Source organism: Staphylococcus sp. Marseille-Q1834 (assembly GCF_916858875.1).
Classification (GTDB): domain Bacteria; phylum Bacillota; class Bacilli; order Staphylococcales; family Staphylococcaceae; genus Staphylococcus; species Staphylococcus pragensis.
In genome coordinates this window covers 1,168,736-1,186,784 of record NZ_CAKASN010000001.1, presented here as the reverse complement: position 1 = coordinate 1,186,784, position 18,049 = coordinate 1,168,736, and the positions used below count along the sequence as shown (strand labels likewise).

Here is an 18,049-nt window from a genome sequence, read left to right as displayed (position 1 = left end):
TTATTACATGTAAAATTTTAAAATAAATTTATTAAACTGTGCTCTTTTTTGCATTTCTAAAACCAATTGTATTTAATACTAGAAATTTAATTAAATTTAAAATAAGCATTGTTCCAAAAAAGCCTGCCAAGCCATAAATATTAGTAAAGAATATACTTAACAAAATGTAAATAACAGTATGCACACCTATGTAATTAGCTTGTTTTGTAATTGATGCATATCGCGTATTAAGAGCTTGTATAGCTATAGTAACTGAATTAATTAAAACACCCAAATTTCCTATAATAATAAAGCTTTTAATATTATTTACATCTGTTTGATATAATTTAGAAACTACAAAGATAGTTAATGGATAACTTATTATCAATACTATTAGCATAGCTGCAAAACTAATGAGGTTTACATTAACGTATTGCTTAAACTTATTTAAGTTAGAATTTACTGAGATATAAGATAATAGTACATTATTAATTGGAGACATAAACGTAGCTAACATTTTCCCAATAAATGTTGCTAAAAAGGCTAATGTTACAGCTTTCCCTCCAATAATTGGCAAAATTATTAAACGATCTAAATACAAATTAATATTATTTAGGCCATTTGTACTAAATAACATAATAAAGTCTTTTACTATTGGCTTTGAATTAGAATCTTGAGATTTAGCTTTAACCTTTCTCAACTCATAAAATGTATATAATAGAGCGAAAGATTCACTAACTAAAAATATAAGAACCCAATAATGAATTAAGAAAAAGATTAAAAGTCCAATCATCATACCTACAAATTGAATAATAGCAACATACAATATTTTATTGTAATCAAGCTTCATTCTAAAAAAGACATTTAAGTATACTCTTAAGCACATCAAATAGTTAACTACTAATATTAATATTGTTTCTAAAATCCCTAAATTAAAAAACAATTGAAAAATAATGAACAAAATTAATGTTTCAATTAATACTGAAATGTGTAATACTTTGCGAAACTTCGAATAGTAATAATCAGCGGAATAATAATCGACATTAATTAATCGAATATTATTAAGCGTATTTCCTAGAACTACACTACTAATAGTGATTATTGTGTATATTGTTAGTATTTGTCCAAAACTTTTATCACCAAGTATTCTATGAATAAATGGATAAGAAATAAATTGTAAGCCTAGTGCAATCAATAACGAACTTGAAATAGTTTTTAAAGTGTCGATTATAAATAATTTCTTAGACATTTTGATTCCGTTCCTTAGTTAAAAAGTAAAATACAGCAAACCATAATTCACCCACTACTAAATAATTTGTACTAAACATTAACATTGTTATAGGGTAAATAGTAATAAAAACGACTAATAAGTCTATTGAGTTTTTATCGTAATGAGTAAAGAATTTTATAAGAACTAAAATTATTAGAAAAACTAAAATTATTAGTCCTAGAAATCCATACGATAATAACATTTCTAAAACAATATTGTGTGGTATATTATCAATCAAATGATAATAATTAAATGGGCCATACCCTATTAATGGTTTTTCAGAAATATAATGTAAACTCATTTCATAGATTGGTCCTCTGCCAGAAGTTCCATTAATATCAAAGCTACCGTTTTTTATATAAGAAAAAGTCCTATTATCTCCATTACTAACAAAAATTAGTAATGCAGCACTAGCTAAAAAAGCTACCGTGTAAATTGCGATTTTAAGATAAAAAGAGATATTTCTTTTAAATGTTATAAGTACAATTGTTAATAGAGAGTAAAGTATTAATAGAATTGCTCCTCCTCTACCTCCAGGGATAAAAACAGAAGGAAATGTAATAATTGTCATAAAAACATAAAAATTTCTGTGCTTTAAATCGCCTTTTAAAATAAGATAACATCCTAATCCAACAGTAAATGCAGATATGTATGACGCATTTTGATAATTCATTAACCCAAAAACTACTGGAGTAGGTAATTTACCAAGTAAATATGGAATTAAGATTACAAATAAAAACGTCATTGAAAAAATAATAAATATTATCTTAAAAAAACTTTCCACTTTTTTTCTAGAGATACTTTTAATGTAAATACCAGCTATTGAGGCACTAACACACCATAATATAAAAAATCTTATAGTATTTTTGGATAATCTTTCCGAATTATGTGGCGATACAAAATACGCTATTAAAATCAGAATAGATATTGTTAATAATACTATTACTCCAATAGGAAGTTTTTTAGATAATAGTATATTAAATATACAATATCCAATAGTACCAACTGTTACTAAAATCATGACTGGATAATACAACATAATTATATTTAAGTGAAAGACTTGGCTAAATAAAGTTGATACTACAATAAATAAGTTCATACTTATTATTGAGCATAGCATAAAATATTTCATTCTACTCCTTCTTTCACTAAACTGATTTTCTATACAATTCAACTAATTTTTTGCTTTCATTTTGCCAATTCAATTTTTGAGAAGCCTCAATTGCATTTTTTCTTAGTTTATTATACAAACTTTTATCATTTATTAAGCTTTGAACTGCTTCAAAAATATTTTGTGGTGTAACTTCTTCAATAACTATCCCGAAATTATATTCATTATTGAGATAATGATGCTCTTTTACAGGGGATAATATCACTGGAAGACCAGCATGTATACATTCAAATATTTTATTAGATACAGTATATTCATAATTAATAGATATTGGCTTAGTAAGTACTACACCGATATCACTTTCAGTTAATTTATCTACTAATTCTTTCACTTCAACAGGATCATCGATTTTAGCATGAGCATTTGTACTTTCAATTAAATGCTTAATCTCACTCTCTAATGGACCAAATCCTCTTACTATATATAAGGGTCCATCTCTATGATATGTAGCAGCTTTTACAAATTCTTCATATCCTCTATTAGCTACTATTTGGCCTTGATATACTATTTCATTTATCTTTTCTTTTTCCTCAAAAACCCTATTTTCTTTAATAATAGGCGCATTAGTTATAACATACGGGGTTTTTTTATAGCCTTTTTTTTCATAGTATAATTTTGCAGCATGACTAACAGTTATAAATGAATTTACTCTTTTATCAATTATGAACTTTTCAATTATTTCAACAGTTTTAGAAATAATTGAAAATTTATTGATAAAAGAATTTTTTGCATAAATTTCATGCGCATCAAAAATGATATACGCCTTTTTATAACCACTTAAATAAACCATTAATAATACGTCAAAATCATTTGCATGAATAACATCAGGTTTATATCTTTTAATTTGTCTAATAACTCCTCTGGCAAAATTTATTCTCTTTAACAATTTACTAAAGATTGAATTGTTATCACTTTTTTCTCCAAGCAATTTATATTTAAAATCTAAATTTTTTAAACGCTCTTCAGTAACATTTTTATTATTCATACCAACCATTAAATGAGTGTTAGTAATATTTTTAATAGTTTCCATTTGTTTCAAAATTCTAGGGTCTTGAACAATGTTACTAGATACTATATTTAAAATTTTCATTAATCTCTTCCTATTCCTTTGAAACTTTTAAATTATTTAGAGTAAAGTTTTCGTTTTTTAAAGTTTTAGGATTCATAGTCCACCATTTGCTTTCAAGTAACTGGGCGATAGTATCTTCATCAAATCTTTTTTTTATTATCTTTGCAGGCACCCCACCTACGACTTCATAAGGAGCAATATCTTTTGTAACTACAGAGCCTGTGGCTACTATAGCTCCGGTTCCGATTCTTACTCCATCAAGAATAATAACGTTAGCTCCAATCCAAACATCATGTTCAATAATTGTTTTTTTAGGATTTTCATCGAATTTTAAATATGCTTCTTTAGTTCCAAAAGGATTATTATTCGAATAAAATACCGGTGAACTACTGAAATAATCGACTGGATGCTTTCCTAAGCCCATCTTTACATCAGAAGAGATTGAGCAATAGTTCCCAATCTCTACATTATTAAAGTCACTACCAAAACCAATGTAACTATATTTCCCTATAGATGAATTTCTTATTTTACAAAATCGGTCTATATAATTATTTCCTTCAAAAGTTGAATTTTTAACGTAAGCTAATCTATTAACTCTTATATTTTTTTCTTTTGAAGATGGAGATTTTAATAAACCTAATACTTTATTAATCATGATTTTCTCCAAGTATTACGATTAATAATGTCTTTGTAACTTTGGATGATTTTTACCACTTTAGTTGATACATTCGTATCTTTATAATCAATAGCATCAATCATTGGTTCATCATTTTCTTGCATAGATTTAGCTAATTCAACAGATTGAACAAGGTTATCATATGAAATACCACCTACAATTACTGTACCTTTATCAAGTACTTCGGGTCTTTCAGTTGAAGTACGTATTAAAACTCCTGGGAATTTTAAAATTGATGATTCTTCAGATAAAGTCCCGCTATCAGATAAAACTACAAATGCATTTTTTTGAAGTGCATTATAATCAAAGAAACCAAATGGTTTTAATTGTCTAACTAATGGATGGAATTTAAAGTTTCTTTCCTCAATTTTTTTCCAACTTCTAGGGTGTGTAGAATAAATAACTGGAATTTGATATTTTTCAGCAATATCATTAATTGCATTCATTAATGATAAGAAATTTTTCTCATTATCAATATTTTCTTCACGATGAGCTGAAACTAAAATGTATTTTTGAGATTCTAATTCTAATTTATTTAAAATATCGCTTTCATTAATTTTATAAGCATATTCATCTAAAACTTCTTTCATAGGTGAACCAGTAACAAAAATATTTTGTTTTTGGAAACCTTCATCCAATAAGTAACGTCTACTATGTTCTGTGTATGGTAAGTTCACATCACTTACATGGTCAACAATTTTACGATTAATTTCTTCAGGTACATTTTGGTCAAAGCATCTATTACCTGCTTCCATATGGAATACAGGAATTTTAAGTCTTTTTGCTGATACTGCTGCTAAACAACTATTTGTATCACCTAAAATTAATAATGCATCTGGTTGTTCCTCAGTTAATACTTCGTATGATTTAGCCAAGATATTTCCCATAGTTTCGCCTAAATGACTACCCACAGCTTCTAAATAATGATCAGGCTCTCTTAATTCTAAATCCTCAAAGAACACTTGATTTAATGTATAATCATAGTTTTGCCCAGTATGCACTAATACTTGATTAAAATATTTGTCACAAGCTTTAATTGTTGCTGACAATCTAATAATTTCTGGTCTTGTACCAACAATTGTCATTAATTTTAACTTTTTCATTATTTAGACCTCCAAAAAGTATGTGTCTGGATTATTTGGATCAAAGATTTCGTTTACCCACATGATTGTTACCATGTCAGTATCACCTAAGTTTTCAATATTATGTGTGTAACCAACTGGAATATCAACTACTTCTAGATTATCGCCAGAAACATGATATTCAATTATTTCATTACTTCCAATTTTTCTAAAGCGTATTACACCTTTTCCAGATACTACTAAGAATTTTTCATTTTTAGTATGATGCCAATGATTACCCTTAACTATGCCAGGTTTAGAAATATTTACTGAAAATTGTCCTCTGTCAGGCGTCTTAAAAATCTCAGTAAATGAACCCCTATTATCAACATTCATCTTTAATGGATAACTAAAGCCATCTTCTGGAAGATAACTTAAATATGTACTATATAATGCTTTCTCAAATGGCTCCTTAGTATTAGGTAATGATTTTTTATTCGCAATATCTTTAAACTCATATAATAATTTAGCAATGTTACCTAGTTTCACTTCAAAGACATTTGGTACTTTTGGTTCTCCGTCTTCAATATTTGGATGACCATCAATGGCATTTTTAAACTCTTTTATAACATCATCAATATAATTTAATTGGAGAACTACATTTTCATCGTTAACTTGAATTTCTTCATCTCTAGCAATTTTATGGCAAAACGTTGCGATGACTGAGTTATAATTTGGTTTACACCATTTACCGAATAAATTAGGTAAACGATAAATTAATACTTTATTACCATTTTCTTTTGAAAATTGTTCAAGTACATCTTCACCTTGTCGTTTACTATTTCCATACGGATTATCGTTAGCAGCTTGAATTGAAGATGATAAAATCACATCTGGTTTTTTCGGGTTTTCTTTTAGAATTTCTAAAACTTTGCTTAAGAAATCTACGTTACCCTCTTTAAATTCTTCTTCTCTTTGAGGACGGTTAATTCCAGCTAAATGTACTACTGAATTAGCTTCTAATAAGTGTTTTTTTAAATCTTCAGAGCTAGTTTGTCTATTTATTTCAAGAATTTCATTATCCGTAGTCGCTTTCAAATCTTCTTTAAGGTTTTTACCTACAAATCCGTTTGAGCCTGTTATAACGATTTTCAATATAAACTCTCCTAACCTTTTTTATAATTATTTAATTCAGTTCTTACATATTCTAAAGATAACAATTTTTCTTTAATTTCTTCTACAGTTAAGATGTTAGTGTTATCTGAGTTGTATTCATAAGCTTCTGTAATTTTTTCACTGCCATTTTCATAATATTTACTGTAGTTTAAATCTCTAGAATCTGCTGGTACACGGAAGTAATCCCCCATATCTTCACATTGAGCATATTCTTCTCTAGTTAATAATGTTTCTGCTTTTTTCTCACCATGTCTTGTTCCGATAATTTTAATTTCATTATCAGCCTCAAATAATTGTAGAAGCGCTTCTGCTAAGTCTCCTACAGTTGAACTTGGTGCTTTTTGAACCATAATATCGCCAGTTTTAGCATGCTTAAATGCATGGACAACTAATTCAACTGCTTCTTCTAAACTCATTAAAAATCTAGTCATATTTGGATCAGTAACTGTTAATGGTTCCCCTGCTTTAATTTTATCAATAAACAATGGAATTACTGACCCTCTAGATGCCATCACATTACCATATCTCGTACCACAAATTAACGTTTGATCGCTATCTACATTTCTAGATTTAGCTACGAAGACTTTCTCCATCATTGATTTAGAAATTCCCATTGCATTAATAGGATAGGCAGCTTTATCTGTTGATAAACAAATCACTTTTTTAACATTATTACGTATCGCATTTTGTAAAACATTTTCTGTACCGATAATATTTGTTTTGACAGCTTCCATTGGGAAAAATTCGCATGAAGGGACTTGTTTAAGAGCAGCTGCATGAAATACATAATCAACTTCTCTCATCGCTGTTTCTACACTATGAGAATCTCTAACGTCACCTAAATAAAATTTTAATTTAGGGTTATTATATTTCTTTCTCATATCATCTTGTTTTTTTTCATCTCTTGAAAACACTCTAATTTCTTTAATATCTGTGTCTAGAAATCTTTCCATAACAGCGTTCCCGAATGATCCTGTCCCACCAGTAATTAATAATACTTTATCTTTAAACATATTAACTCTCCTATTCATTAGCTATCTTAATAATTTTTTCTTTTTTAAAGTCATTTGCTAAATCACTAACAATCGCATCTACTTCTTCTTTTGAGAAATCCCTTACTTTACCACGGTAGATTTTTTCGTATACTTGTTCAGGATGTATTTCGTTTTCGTTTAATAATTCTTCATACATCTTTTCACCTGGTCTGATACCACTAAACTTAATTGGAATTTCTTCTTCAGTTTTCCCACTGAGTCTAATTAAGTTTCTTGCTAAATCAACAATTTTAACTGGTTCTCCCATATCTAATACGAATACTTCTCCACCTTTCGCTAAGGCTCCCGCTTGAAGTACTAATCTTGATGCTTCTGGAATAGTCATAAAATATCTAGTCATATCTGGGTGTGTTACAGTTACCGGTCCGCCTGCAGCAATTTGTTTCTTAAATAAAGGAATTACTGAACCACGGGATCCTAAAACATTTCCGAAACGTACAGCAACAAAATCAGTTACACATTTTTCAGCATTTAAACTTTGGACTACCATTTCTGCTACACGTTTAGAGGCACCCATTACATTTGGCGGATTAACTGCTTTATCAGTCGATACCATTACAAACTTTCTTACACCTACATTTTTAGCTGCAGTTGCAACATTTCTTGTACCTAATACGTTATTTTTGAATGCTTCTATAGGATTGTATTCCATCAATGGAACATGTTTATGTGCGGCTGCATGATAAACAGCATATGGTTTATATGTATCCATTACTTCTTGAATACGATCTCCATTTTGTACATCCGCTATAATAGGTATAACTTCAATTTTATCTTTATACATATTTGTTAATTCTTGGTGAATAAGATAAATACTATTTTCTCCGTGTCCCAATAAAATAATTTTTTCTGGTTGGAACTTGCAAACTTGTCGACATATTTCAGAACCTATGGAACCCCCGGCTCCTGTAACCATAACTGTTTTATGAGTAAGTTCTTTAGAAATCATTGCCATATCCAATTCTACTGGCTCACGGCCAAGTAAATCTTCAACCTCAACTCGTTTTAATTGATTAACTTCGAGTTCTCCAGCTAATACTTGTTCAATATTTGGCATTTTAAATAATTCAATACCAGTACTATTACAAATATTATTAATTTCTTTTAAACGTTCTGGTTTAAGAGTAGGTATAGCAATAATTATTCTTTTAATTCTAAATCTATTTACTAAATTAGGAATGTCGTTAATTGTACCTTGTACTTTAACTCCTCCAGCTATAGTTAATTTACGCTTTTTAGGATCATCATCAACCGCTAAAACGGGTTCTAACCCCATTTCTGGACTTCTTAACATTTGTCGAATTAATAATGAACCCCCGCGCCCAGCACCTACAACTAATGTAGGCTTTTTCTTTTCTTGTTTTCCAACTACAAAACCACGCGCAACTCTCCAAGAAATACGTGAACCACCAATTAAAATTAAATGCATCATCCAAGTTATTAAATACAATCTGAAGAATGGTGGGTGGCCAGTAAATATAGGCACTAAAACCATAGTAATTAAAATTGAACAAGTCACTGCCTCAACAATAAGTAGTAATTCATTAACGCTCGCATATTCCCAAGCTCGGTGATATAAATTAAATATATATGCAAAAACATGATGCGATATTAATAATATAATTGCTGTTAGAATCAAAATTTTATTAGAGTATCCGTCGAAAAAAGGTTCTAAAATGTTATAACAAATGAAAACCGAGAACGCTACGATTAATGAATCGATTAAAATTAATATAAGTAAACGTCCTCTTGCGCTTAACTTATCCACGCATCTATCCCCCTAACTTACTTTCCTAAATTATTAAAATAAGCCAAATAATTTTTTTTGCTTAAAATCTTGAGTTGGTTGTTTTTTTGCAAAATCATCATTATTAATTACAAATTTTGCATTATTCATATACTCTTTTATGTTTTCTTCATATTTTTGTATTTTTTTATCTTTCATTAAACTGTTCATAATAAATGGCCTATTAGATTCATGATGAGCATCTGATGCTATAAAATGAGTTAAGTTATTTTCAATCATTTGCATCGAAATTTTCTGTAATTTTTTTCCATGTTTACCAATTAATGATGCGGAAGTTAATTGACTCAATGCACCGGCATTAACAAGATCGAATAACAAATCTAAATTTTGGCTGATTTCTTTATTCCTCTCAGGATGAGCTATTATTGGAACATAGCCTTTAGCTTGTAATTCAAAAAAAAGGCGATTCGTATAGTGTGGAACGCCTCTTGATGGTAGCTCAATTAATAAGTACTTAGAGTGATTCAACCCAATAGCCTCGCCTTTGTCTAATTGTGGAATTATTTGGTCGCTTATTCTTATTTCTTGACCTGGATAAAGGTTTATTCCTAATTTTTTCACTTCATCCATATCTAAAAGTTGTTGTAGTTTTTCTTTGACATTTCCGTATTCATTATCAAAACCTGGGCTAAGATGATGGGGAGTCGCAAAAATATGCGAAACTCCCTCGCTTTTAGCTTGTTTTAATAAAGCTATTGCGTCTTCTTTAGTTTTAGGACCATCATCTACATCAATTAAAATATGATTATGTATATCAATCATTTTAATTATCCTCTCCATAATAATAATAATAACTTGATGATTTATCCTTTGGCGTTTTATTAAGCACAGCACCTAGTAAATGACCATCAGCTTGATCAATTAGTTGTTTTGCTTTCTTCAGTTCGTTTTTATTATTTCTTTCTGAATCGATGATAATAACACAGTCTCTTACATTTCTAAGGTAAACTTGAGCATCTGTAACCGAAATTACCGGTGGTGTGTCAATTAAGATAAAATCGTATATATATCCTAATTTTTCTAAGATTTTTTCAAACTGCTTTGATGCAATTAACTCTGACGGATTAGGCGGTACTGGTCCAGATGTCAATAAATCTAAATTTTCAACTCTTGTAGCTCCAATTGCCTTGTCAAAATCAGATTTTCCGATTATTAAATTAGATAATCCATCGTAATTTGAAGTTTCAAAATGATAATGTTGAGTAGGTTTACGCATATCTCCATCGATTATTAATGTTTTATATCCAGCTTGTGCATATGTGATTGCAATATTCGCTGATAAAATACTTTTGCCTGCTGCTGGCTTCTCAGATGTCACTATAATACTTTTAATTTCTTCAACACCAGAAAACATAATATTTGATCTTATTCCTCGAACCTTTTCACTTACAATTGATTTAGGCTTATCTTCAACAAATAATGGTGTTTGTAGTTTTTTACGTTTTTCAATTTTTTTAGCCATAAAAATTACTCCTATTTCAGTTTTTGAATTGATCCTAATACTGGAATATTTAATTCTCTAGTTACATCTTCTTCTGTTCTGATTCTTCTATCAAATAATTGCTTAACAACAATTAATAATATCGCTAAAAGTAATCCAAGCACTAAACCAATAACAATGTTTTGAGCTGGTTTTGGTGAAACTTTTTTAGCTGTTCCATCAGCTTTTGATAGTACTGAAACATTATCAACGTTCATAATTTTAGGCATATCTTTACTAAAAACTTGTGCTATATCATTTGCAACTGTTTCCGCATCTTTTTTGCTTTCACTTTTAACATTAATATTTAAAATTTGAGTATCAGTTCCAGTTGTAACCTCTAACATATCTTTTATGTCTGAAGCCGAATATTTTTCATTCTTTTCAGCAACATCGTCGATTATACGAGGACTTTTTAAAATTTCAGCGTATGTATTAACTAATTGCAAATTACTTTGAACTTCTTGCGCCATATATTCATTACTTTTATCTTTTTGGTTAACTAATACTTGAGTATTTGCTTCATACTCGGGTTTCATTAAAAATAAAGTAATTAATAAACTGATAAGCATAAAAATAATCGGAAGAATTACAAGTAGTTTCCAATTATTTTTAATAGCATCTATAAATTTTGATAAATCCAGTGAATTTTCCATATTTACCTCCAATGATTGATTTCGATATTAATTTTATATTTATATATATGTTTTTACAACATAATTTCAAAAATATAAAAGTGTATTATATTGAGATTTTCACTTTAGAAATTTAATCAATTATTAATTTTCTAATTTAATATTATAATGCAATTAAAAAAACATTACAGTTCATCTTATCTAAAGTTTTAGAAATAACATTTAAAATTGTGTAAATATCATGTAAATTTTCGTATTTCACTAAACCTCCATTTTATTTATCCAATTAATCCGAGTGGAATAATTGGATAAGTACCTCCCGTCATTATATAATATTGCCCGGTCATCATGTGTCGTTTTAAAAGAAAATCATTAATTATTTCAATATATATAAATAAAATTAATTTGACTTTTTAGAAATATATACACGCTTTAATTCAGTTAATAATTTTTCTATTACACTAAATTTAATAAATAATATGTATATTTCACAAAATATAAAAAGCCAAGACATTTTCCATATGAAAATATCTTGACTCATTATTTTTAATATTCAATATTAGGCATTTCATTAACTTTATTTTGATATTTCTTGAAACCGACAAATGCAGCTACACCTAAAACTAATGTAATTAGTAATCCTCTCATGTCTATCACTCCTTTAAGGTTCTACACTAATTAGATCTCTTCTTTATGTAGTGAATCTAAATATATCTCTATTATACACTTACTTAGTATCTTTTTTAAAGATGCCTAAAAGAATTACATACCCCATTGGACTGATTTTTTTATGAAAGTATTGTAATAATTTAAAAATCGAATATATTAATTATATCGATTTCGAAATAATTATTTGTAGGAGAACTATTATGACTAAATTATTATATATTATAGCACACCCTTTAGATGAATTAGCTTCTAATTCTATGGCTGCTGGTAAAGCATTTACTGATGCTTACAAAGAGAACCATTTTAATGATGAAGTAAAACACATCGACTTATTCAAAGAAGATATTCCTATGATTGATAAAGATGTATTAACTGGTTGGGGTAAATTACGTAACGGTGATGAATTAACTAGTGATGAACAACAAAAAGTGAATCGTTTAAGTGAAATTCTAGATGAGTTTTTAGCAGCTGATAAATATGTATTTGTATCACCAATGTGGAACTTATCATTCCCTCCTGTATTGAAAGCATATATTGATGCGATTTCAATTGCTGGTAAAACTTTCAAATATACAGCTGAAGGTCCTCAAGGTCTTTTAACTGATAAAAAAGCATTACACATTCAATCACGTGGTGGTTATTACACAGAAGGCCCAGCCGCTGAAGTTGAAAGTGGTGATCGCTACTTAAGAAATATTATGACATTCTTAGGCGTTCCTTCATATGAAACAATTATCATTGAAGGTCATAATGCTGAACCTGAGAAAACTGAAGAAATTAAAGCAGCATCAATTGCTGAAGCTAAAGAATTAGCTAAAACATTCTAATTATTATAACTAAAGGCGAGAAACTGAAATTAATCTAGTTTCTCGCCCTTATTATTTCATCTAGTATTCAAAGTCATTCTTCATTTTTTAAGTGTTGGATGCCTTGGAAGCCTTCGCGACGGTTAGACAGTTCTTCCATAATGGCGTACCAGTCGTGCCCTACTTTTTGAAAGGTGCTTTGCATCAAATCATCTTGCGCTTTGTTTAATTTATCAATTAACTTACTTCCTTTTGGCGTCGGAAATAATTGTTTAACGCGACGATCTTCTTCTGAAGTTTGTTCAATGATTAACCCTTCTTCTTTTAATTTGCGCAATGTCGCATGTGAACCCTGTTTTGAAATTTCCAATGTTTTCAATAATTGTTTAATTGTAATGCCAGGCAATTTATTTATGAAAAACAAAAATCGATGGTGTTGTCGACTCATGCCATACTTTTCAATAATTTCATCAGCCGTGGTAATGAATGTCTTGTATGCGAAATAAAACAACATATGTTCATAATCTTTTTTATTACTATCCATAGACTTCTTTCCTTTGTATTGGGAATTATTATCCATATTATAAACAATTTTCAGAAAAAGGTCATTAAAAGGTCAAGTTTATTGACTTTAATTTAAGTACAGATTATAGTGTAAGTGTATTCTAAATATAGAAAAAGGTGGAATGAATATGAAACGACGTGTAGGACAATATTTAATGGATTCAGTACATGCAGCAGGGGTAGATAAAATATTTGGTGTGCCTGGAGATTTCAACTTAGCTTTCTTAGATGACATTGTACGTCATGATGGCGTGGAATGGATTGGCACTACAAACGAATTAAATGGTAGTTATGCAGCAGATGGTTATGCACGTATTCATGGACTTGGCGTCCTTGTTACTACATTTGGTGTAGGTGAATTAAGTGCAGTGAACGGTATCGCAGGTTCATATGCAGAGCGTGTTCCTGTTATCGCTTTAACTGGTGCGCCTACAAGAGCAGTTGAAAATGCTGGCAAATACGTTCACCACTCACTTGGTGAAGGCAAATTTGATAGTTATCGCAAAATGTTTGAACCTATTACTACAGCGCAAGCGTACATTACACCTGAGAATGCGACAATCGAAATTCCTAGAGTGATTAATGCAGCGATTCGCGAACGTCGTCCTGTTCACATTCACTTACCAATCGATGTTGCAATGGAAGAAATTGAAATTAGCAAACCATATGAAGTGGCATTAACTCCTAAACAAGATTTAAGTCGCTATGTAGATATGGTTGCAGATAAATTAAATAACGCGAAACAACCTGTCATTATCGCAGGTCATGAAATTAATAGTTTCCATTTACATGATGAATTAGAACAATTTGTAAATAAAACGAATATTCCAGTTGTGCAATTATCATTAGGTAAAGGTGCTTTTAATGAAGAAAATGAACACTACATTGGCATCTTTGACGGTAAAATTGCTGACGAAGATATTAAAGATTATGTAAATAACAGCGATGCGATTTTAAATATTGGGGCTAAATTAACAGATTCAGCGACTGCAGGTTTCGCTTATGAGTTTAATATTGATGAAGTGGTAATGCTTAACCACCGTCATTTCAAATTAGACAATATTGTTGAAGAAGATGTCACATTACCTAATTTATTGGCTGATTTAAGTAATATAGATTATCATTATGACGGTACGTTCCCTACTTTTAAAAAAGCAGAAGAAGGCAATTATGATTTAACTGACGATGCTTTAACACAAGAGACATACTTCAAAATGATGCAAGAATTCATTGGTGGCGATGACATCCTAATCGCTGAACAAGGTACATCATTCTTTGGGTCATACGAATTAGCTTTACCTCAAGGTATGTCATTTATCGGTCAACCGTTATGGGGCTCAATTGGCTACACATTACCATCAACACTAGGTACTCAAATGGCTGACGCGTCACGTCGTAACATCTTATTAATTGGCGATGGTTCATTACAATTAACCGTTCAAGAATTATCAACAATGATTCGTCACAATATTAAACCAATCATCTTCGTTATTAATAATGACGGATACACAGTTGAACGCTTAATTCATGGTATGGAAGAGCCTTACAACGATATTCGTATGTGGGATTACAAAGCGTTACCTAAAGTATTTGGCGGAGATAATGTTGCAGTGCATGATGTTAAAACATCAAATGACTTGAAACGCGTGTTTGACGAAATTAATGATGCACCTGATCAAATGCATTTCACTGAAGTTAGAATGAATTGGGATGATGCACCAGAAAAATTACGTGACATCTCAAAAGCTTTCGCAGAACAAAATAAATAGTTAGAAGCGCGTGGGGCGAGTGTCTAATTGAGCGCTTAAAAGAAGAAAAGCTAATGTGTAGAGATAAGTTTCTGCACATTAGCTTTTTTGTGTTTCTGTGAAGTAATTGCGTGTTGTCTTAAATGCTTTTTTCATTTAATAATTGATTATCAATCACCTGTTTAGTGATATCTTGTAGATGATGAATATTCCATTCGCTTTGCGGGTCATTTTGTAAACCATGTTTTCGGACAAGTTGGTCATTATAATCATCTAAATTGTAGATACGGAAGTTCTGTCGTGTGTTTTTATTGTAAGGATTAGCTTGCTCATAGTGATTAACCATACTCGTCCACGTTACATGATCTACATGCACATCTTTAGGCGTCTTCACAATATCGAAATTAATACGTCCTAACAATTGGTTATTTTCATTGCCTCCATATTGCCCATTCAGAAAATTACCTAATGAATAAGCCACAAGTGTTTTATGATGGGAAGTCTGACTTTTAACCCATTCAACAGGTTGTATCACATGGGGATGTGTACCTATCACGATATCGACACCTTCATTAGCGAAGAGTTGCGCATACTTTTGTTGTGTTTTATTTGGTTGTAAGTGATTCTCGTTACCCCAATGCGCTGATACCATGACAACATCGCTTTCTTTCTTAGCTTTGCGTACATCACGTTTAATCGTTTGTTCATCAAACGTTTTAACTGTATAAGGATATTGCGACGTCATATCATTCGTACCATATGTGTAACTTAGCACACTCACTTTAATACCATTTGATGTTATCGTATGTATATCTTGTGCTTCCTTTTCTGAATCATAAATGCCAGTGAACAAAGACTTATCTTTATAATGCTTCCAAGTTTGAATATGATTATGAACACCATCATCACCTTGATCGAGCGTATGATTATTCGCACCGTTAACTATATCAAAGCCAGTACTTATAACGTCATGGGCAATTTGACTTGGCGTATTAAACTGCTTAAACCCTGAAAACGGACGATCATCTCCACCAAGCGGAGATTCTTGATTCACAAAAGCTAAATCAGGTTGTTGAATGTCCTTCTTAACGTGTTCATACATCGGAGTAAAATCAAAAGTGCCATCTTGGCGTTGCGCATCATTATAAACTACGGGATGAATAAGATTATCACCGACTGCCACAACCGATGCTTTCTCACTAGTATCGGTCGCTAATGCCATGCCACCCATTACCACAAAAATTAAAAAAAGAGCAATGCAACTAAAGTAATACTTGAACAATTGAAAACGCCTCTTTCTTGATGAAATAGAAATAAAGCACCTTTTATATTCAGAACAATATTTTAAAGTTTATCTATATAATACTATTTATTAATTTTAAAACAGTTACATTTTATATTCAATTTAATATAAATGATGAAATGTTATAATTAAGAAAAATCGATAAATAAATGGAGTTTACATAATGTTATTATTGCCACTAGGTATTATGATGGGAATTTTTGGCTATATTTTCAAAAATTCTCCGCCAAAAGAAAGAAATTTATTATATGGATATCGTACTAAAAAAGCATTAGCAAATGATGAAAATTGGATGAAAGCTCAAATTTTATTTTCTAAATATACCTTGAAGTATTTATCAATAGTTATTGTGAGTGGAATTTTTGATAGAAATAATCTTTTTTATGTTTTATTAATAATTGAAATTGTTATTATGGTTTGGTATTTATTTATCATTTATTTTAAAGTAGAAAAAAAGCTATAGTTTTCAAACTAATTTAAAACAAGACTGCCCTGCTGGCAGCCTTGTTTATTATCTATCCCTACCTGAATCGTCCACTTGTTTAATTGCTTTATCCAATGCTTCTGAGAATTTATACATCACTGGTGACCAGTTCTGCTTATTTGCTCTAGATTTCGGTGACATATTTTCATTAATAAAAAGTGACTTTCTAAACGCAGTTGTCAATTCTAATTGCACGCCTTTATCTTTAAAATCGCGATTCACAAAATTTTGTTTCAAATCGCCACCAAGGTAAGATGGCGCAATTTTCACTGTAAAATGTTGCTTTAATAACTGTTGTTTTATCGCTTCTTTTAATTCTGTATCTAATCCACCTAAATAAATGATCGGTTTATCACCTTTCGCACCATGAATTGATACAGCAAAATCTTTTGATTTTACCATATTCAGTAATGTAGGATCATTATAATGCGAAGAAGTCACATGAAATTTTTCAGGATTCTGTTGATTTAAGACAGTGAACGAATAATAGTCATAATGATTATGGTTCGCCACCATTTTTGTTAATTCGGTTGTGCCCTTTTCAATATTACCCCCGCGAGGCGCAACAATGATGACATTACTGCCTACTCTCTTAATCTCTTTCTTCCAATCGACACCTTCCTGGCTATTCGCAAAGAGCTGCGTCATTGAATGGAAATGGTCTTTATGTGGAATCTTTGGCACAATCGGTGTAGCGGGCTCCAAATTGATATTCTCCTCTTTCCCCTTTTCATTTTCATGATTAAGAGGATGAGGTAACTTGTGCTTAGTCTCCTCTTTATGTGGCACACCTTGATGCCCCTCCTCTATAGCTTCCGCTTCCTTATGAAAAAGGCCAACCACTAACACTACCACCAATAAACTGACTACCAAGATTACCCAATTCTTCAAATACGAGAAATTGCGTGCACCTTTCATTCTCAAATTAAACATTTCCCTTCTACAATTAATAATTAAATTTGGACAATAGCCGTAAATTAAATGTCATACACATCCATATCTTCATTAATTAATATAGAAAGTATTCTCCTATTTGAAATCATCCTTAAGACTTATTATTTCAAATAGTTGAATTTAGTATTTACAATTTAATTAT

Annotated in this window: 18 protein-coding genes; 3 read left to right on the top strand and 15 right to left on the bottom strand. The window is 30.4% G+C overall.

Annotation, left to right across the window (positions count from 1 at the left end):
• Positions 1-31: 31 nt before the first annotated feature.
• From LIX58_RS05880 to LIX58_RS05825, 12 genes are all read right to left on the bottom strand, one after another.
• Positions 32-1,228: a capsular biosynthesis protein gene (locus LIX58_RS05880; RefSeq protein ID WP_126565712.1), complete on the bottom strand. Its 1,197-nt coding sequence runs from the start codon at positions 1,226-1,228 to the stop codon at positions 32-34.
• Positions 1,221-2,381, bottom strand: a complete 1,161-nt coding sequence (locus LIX58_RS05875; RefSeq protein WP_126565713.1) for an O-antigen ligase family protein — start codon at positions 2,379-2,381, stop codon at positions 1,221-1,223. The genes LIX58_RS05880 and LIX58_RS05875 overlap by 8 nt, the downstream gene beginning before the upstream one ends.
• Positions 2,382-2,397: 16 nt before the next feature.
• The gene (locus LIX58_RS05870; protein WP_154838137.1) at positions 2,398-3,510 is read right to left on the bottom strand and encodes a glycosyltransferase; all 1,113 of its coding nucleotides are present in this window, start codon (positions 3,508-3,510) and stop codon (positions 2,398-2,400) included.
• 10 nt (positions 3,511-3,520) lie between these two features.
• Entirely contained in the window at positions 3,521-4,144 is a 624-nt protein-coding gene (locus tag LIX58_RS05865; protein WP_126565715.1) for a CatB-related O-acetyltransferase, read from the bottom strand.
• Complete coding sequence (wecB, locus tag LIX58_RS05860; protein WP_154838139.1) at positions 4,141-5,268, bottom strand: non-hydrolyzing UDP-N-acetylglucosamine 2-epimerase; 1,128 nt, start codon at positions 5,266-5,268, stop codon at positions 4,141-4,143. Before wecB ends, LIX58_RS05865 begins: the two co-directional genes overlap by 4 nt.
• Positions 5,269-5,271: 3 nt before the next feature.
• Complete coding sequence (locus LIX58_RS05855; RefSeq protein ID WP_126565717.1) at positions 5,272-6,381, bottom strand: NAD-dependent epimerase/dehydratase family protein; 1,110 nt, start codon at positions 6,379-6,381, stop codon at positions 5,272-5,274.
• 11 nt (positions 6,382-6,392) lie between these two features.
• The gene (locus tag LIX58_RS05850) at positions 6,393-7,415 is read right to left on the bottom strand and encodes a nucleoside-diphosphate sugar epimerase/dehydratase (RefSeq protein ID WP_126565718.1); all 1,023 of its coding nucleotides are present in this window, start codon (positions 7,413-7,415) and stop codon (positions 6,393-6,395) included.
• A gap of 10 nt (positions 7,416-7,425) precedes the next feature.
• Positions 7,426-9,225, bottom strand: coding sequence for a polysaccharide biosynthesis protein (locus LIX58_RS05845; RefSeq protein WP_126565719.1), 1,800 nt, complete (start codon positions 9,223-9,225; stop codon positions 7,426-7,428).
• Positions 9,226-9,258: 33 nt separating this feature from the next.
• Positions 9,259-10,026, bottom strand: a complete 768-nt coding sequence (locus LIX58_RS05840) for a tyrosine-protein phosphatase (protein WP_126565720.1) — start codon at positions 10,024-10,026, stop codon at positions 9,259-9,261.
• A gap of 1 nt (position 10,027) precedes the next feature.
• Positions 10,028-10,726, bottom strand: coding sequence for a polysaccharide biosynthesis tyrosine autokinase (locus tag LIX58_RS05835; RefSeq protein ID WP_154838141.1), 699 nt, complete (start codon positions 10,724-10,726; stop codon positions 10,028-10,030).
• An 11-nt stretch (positions 10,727-10,737) separates the two neighbouring features.
• Entirely contained in the window at positions 10,738-11,400 is a 663-nt protein-coding gene (locus LIX58_RS05830; protein ID WP_154838143.1) for a Wzz/FepE/Etk N-terminal domain-containing protein, read from the bottom strand.
• A 525-nt stretch (positions 11,401-11,925) separates the two neighbouring features.
• Positions 11,926-12,027, bottom strand: coding sequence for an SE2200 family small protein (locus LIX58_RS05825; RefSeq protein WP_126565723.1), 102 nt, complete (start codon positions 12,025-12,027; stop codon positions 11,926-11,928).
• Positions 12,028-12,248: 221 nt separating this feature from the next.
• Between LIX58_RS05825 and LIX58_RS05820 the strand changes: the two genes are divergently transcribed.
• The gene (locus tag LIX58_RS05820) at positions 12,249-12,875 is read left to right on the top strand and encodes an FMN-dependent NADH-azoreductase (protein WP_154838145.1); all 627 of its coding nucleotides are present in this window, start codon (positions 12,249-12,251) and stop codon (positions 12,873-12,875) included.
• A 73-nt stretch (positions 12,876-12,948) separates the two neighbouring features.
• Here LIX58_RS05820 and LIX58_RS05815 read toward each other — a convergent pair whose 3' ends face one another.
• Positions 12,949-13,398: a MarR family winged helix-turn-helix transcriptional regulator gene (locus LIX58_RS05815; protein ID WP_126565725.1), complete on the bottom strand. Its 450-nt coding sequence runs from the start codon at positions 13,396-13,398 to the stop codon at positions 12,949-12,951.
• A gap of 148 nt (positions 13,399-13,546) precedes the next feature.
• On the opposite strand from LIX58_RS05815, the gene LIX58_RS05810 reads away from it, so the two are divergent.
• Positions 13,547-15,187, top strand: coding sequence for an alpha-keto acid decarboxylase family protein (locus LIX58_RS05810; RefSeq protein ID WP_126565726.1), 1,641 nt, complete (start codon positions 13,547-13,549; stop codon positions 15,185-15,187).
• A 118-nt stretch (positions 15,188-15,305) separates the two neighbouring features.
• Here the strand turns inward: LIX58_RS05810 and LIX58_RS05805 are convergent, their stop codons facing one another.
• Positions 15,306-16,397 carry a CapA family protein gene (locus tag LIX58_RS05805; protein WP_413470813.1) on the bottom strand — a complete coding sequence of 364 codons (1,092 nt, stop codon included), beginning with the start codon at positions 16,395-16,397 and terminating at the stop codon, positions 15,306-15,308.
• Between the two features lie 235 nt (positions 16,398-16,632).
• On the opposite strand from LIX58_RS05805, the gene LIX58_RS05800 reads away from it, so the two are divergent.
• Positions 16,633-16,932 (top strand): SdpI family protein, encoded by a 300-nt coding sequence (locus tag LIX58_RS05800; protein WP_126565728.1) that lies wholly within the window; start codon positions 16,633-16,635, stop codon positions 16,930-16,932.
• A gap of 48 nt (positions 16,933-16,980) precedes the next feature.
• Here LIX58_RS05800 and LIX58_RS05795 read toward each other — a convergent pair whose 3' ends face one another.
• Positions 16,981-17,796 (bottom strand): poly-gamma-glutamate hydrolase family protein, encoded by an 816-nt coding sequence (locus LIX58_RS05795; protein WP_226386165.1) that lies wholly within the window; start codon positions 17,794-17,796, stop codon positions 16,981-16,983.
• Positions 17,797-18,049 lie beyond the last annotated feature (253 nt).

Excerpts from the sequence above, each read along its gene's own strand:
- LIX58_RS05810 (WP_126565726.1), top strand. The coding sequence starts at position 13,547 with ATGAAACGACGTGTAGGACAATATTTAATGGATTCAGTACATGCAGCA.
- LIX58_RS05815 (WP_126565725.1), bottom strand. The coding sequence starts at position 13,398 with ATGGATAGTAATAAAAAAGATTATGAACATATGTTGTTTTATTTCGCA.
- LIX58_RS05875 (WP_126565713.1), bottom strand. The coding sequence starts at position 2,381 with ATGAAATATTTTATGCTATGCTCAATAATAAGTATGAACTTATTTATT.
- LIX58_RS05820 (WP_154838145.1), top strand. The coding sequence starts at position 12,249 with ATGACTAAATTATTATATATTATAGCACACCCTTTAGATGAATTAGCT.
- LIX58_RS05850 (WP_126565718.1), bottom strand. The coding sequence starts at position 7,415 with ATGTTTAAAGATAAAGTATTATTAATTACTGGTGGGACAGGATCATTC.
- wecB (WP_154838139.1), bottom strand. The coding sequence starts at position 5,268 with ATGAAAAAGTTAAAATTAATGACAATTGTTGGTACAAGACCAGAAATT.
- LIX58_RS05825 (WP_126565723.1), bottom strand. The coding sequence starts at position 12,027 with ATGAGAGGATTACTAATTACATTAGTTTTAGGTGTAGCTGCATTTGTC.
- LIX58_RS05840 (WP_126565720.1), bottom strand. The coding sequence starts at position 10,026 with ATGATTGATATACATAATCATATTTTAATTGATGTAGATGATGGTCCT.
- LIX58_RS05805 (WP_413470813.1), bottom strand. The coding sequence starts at position 16,397 with ATGGGTGGCATGGCATTAGCGACCGATACTAGTGAGAAAGCATCGGTT.
- LIX58_RS05880 (WP_126565712.1), bottom strand. The coding sequence starts at position 1,228 with ATGTCTAAGAAATTATTTATAATCGACACTTTAAAAACTATTTCAAGT.
- LIX58_RS05800 (WP_126565728.1), top strand. The coding sequence starts at position 16,633 with ATGTTATTATTGCCACTAGGTATTATGATGGGAATTTTTGGCTATATT.
- LIX58_RS05830 (WP_154838143.1), bottom strand. The coding sequence starts at position 11,400 with ATGGAAAATTCACTGGATTTATCAAAATTTATAGATGCTATTAAAAAT.
- LIX58_RS05835 (WP_154838141.1), bottom strand. The coding sequence starts at position 10,726 with ATGGCTAAAAAAATTGAAAAACGTAAAAAACTACAAACACCATTATTT.
- LIX58_RS05865 (WP_126565715.1), bottom strand. The coding sequence starts at position 4,144 with ATGATTAATAAAGTATTAGGTTTATTAAAATCTCCATCTTCAAAAGAA.
- LIX58_RS05870 (WP_154838137.1), bottom strand. The coding sequence starts at position 3,510 with ATGAAAATTTTAAATATAGTATCTAGTAACATTGTTCAAGACCCTAGA.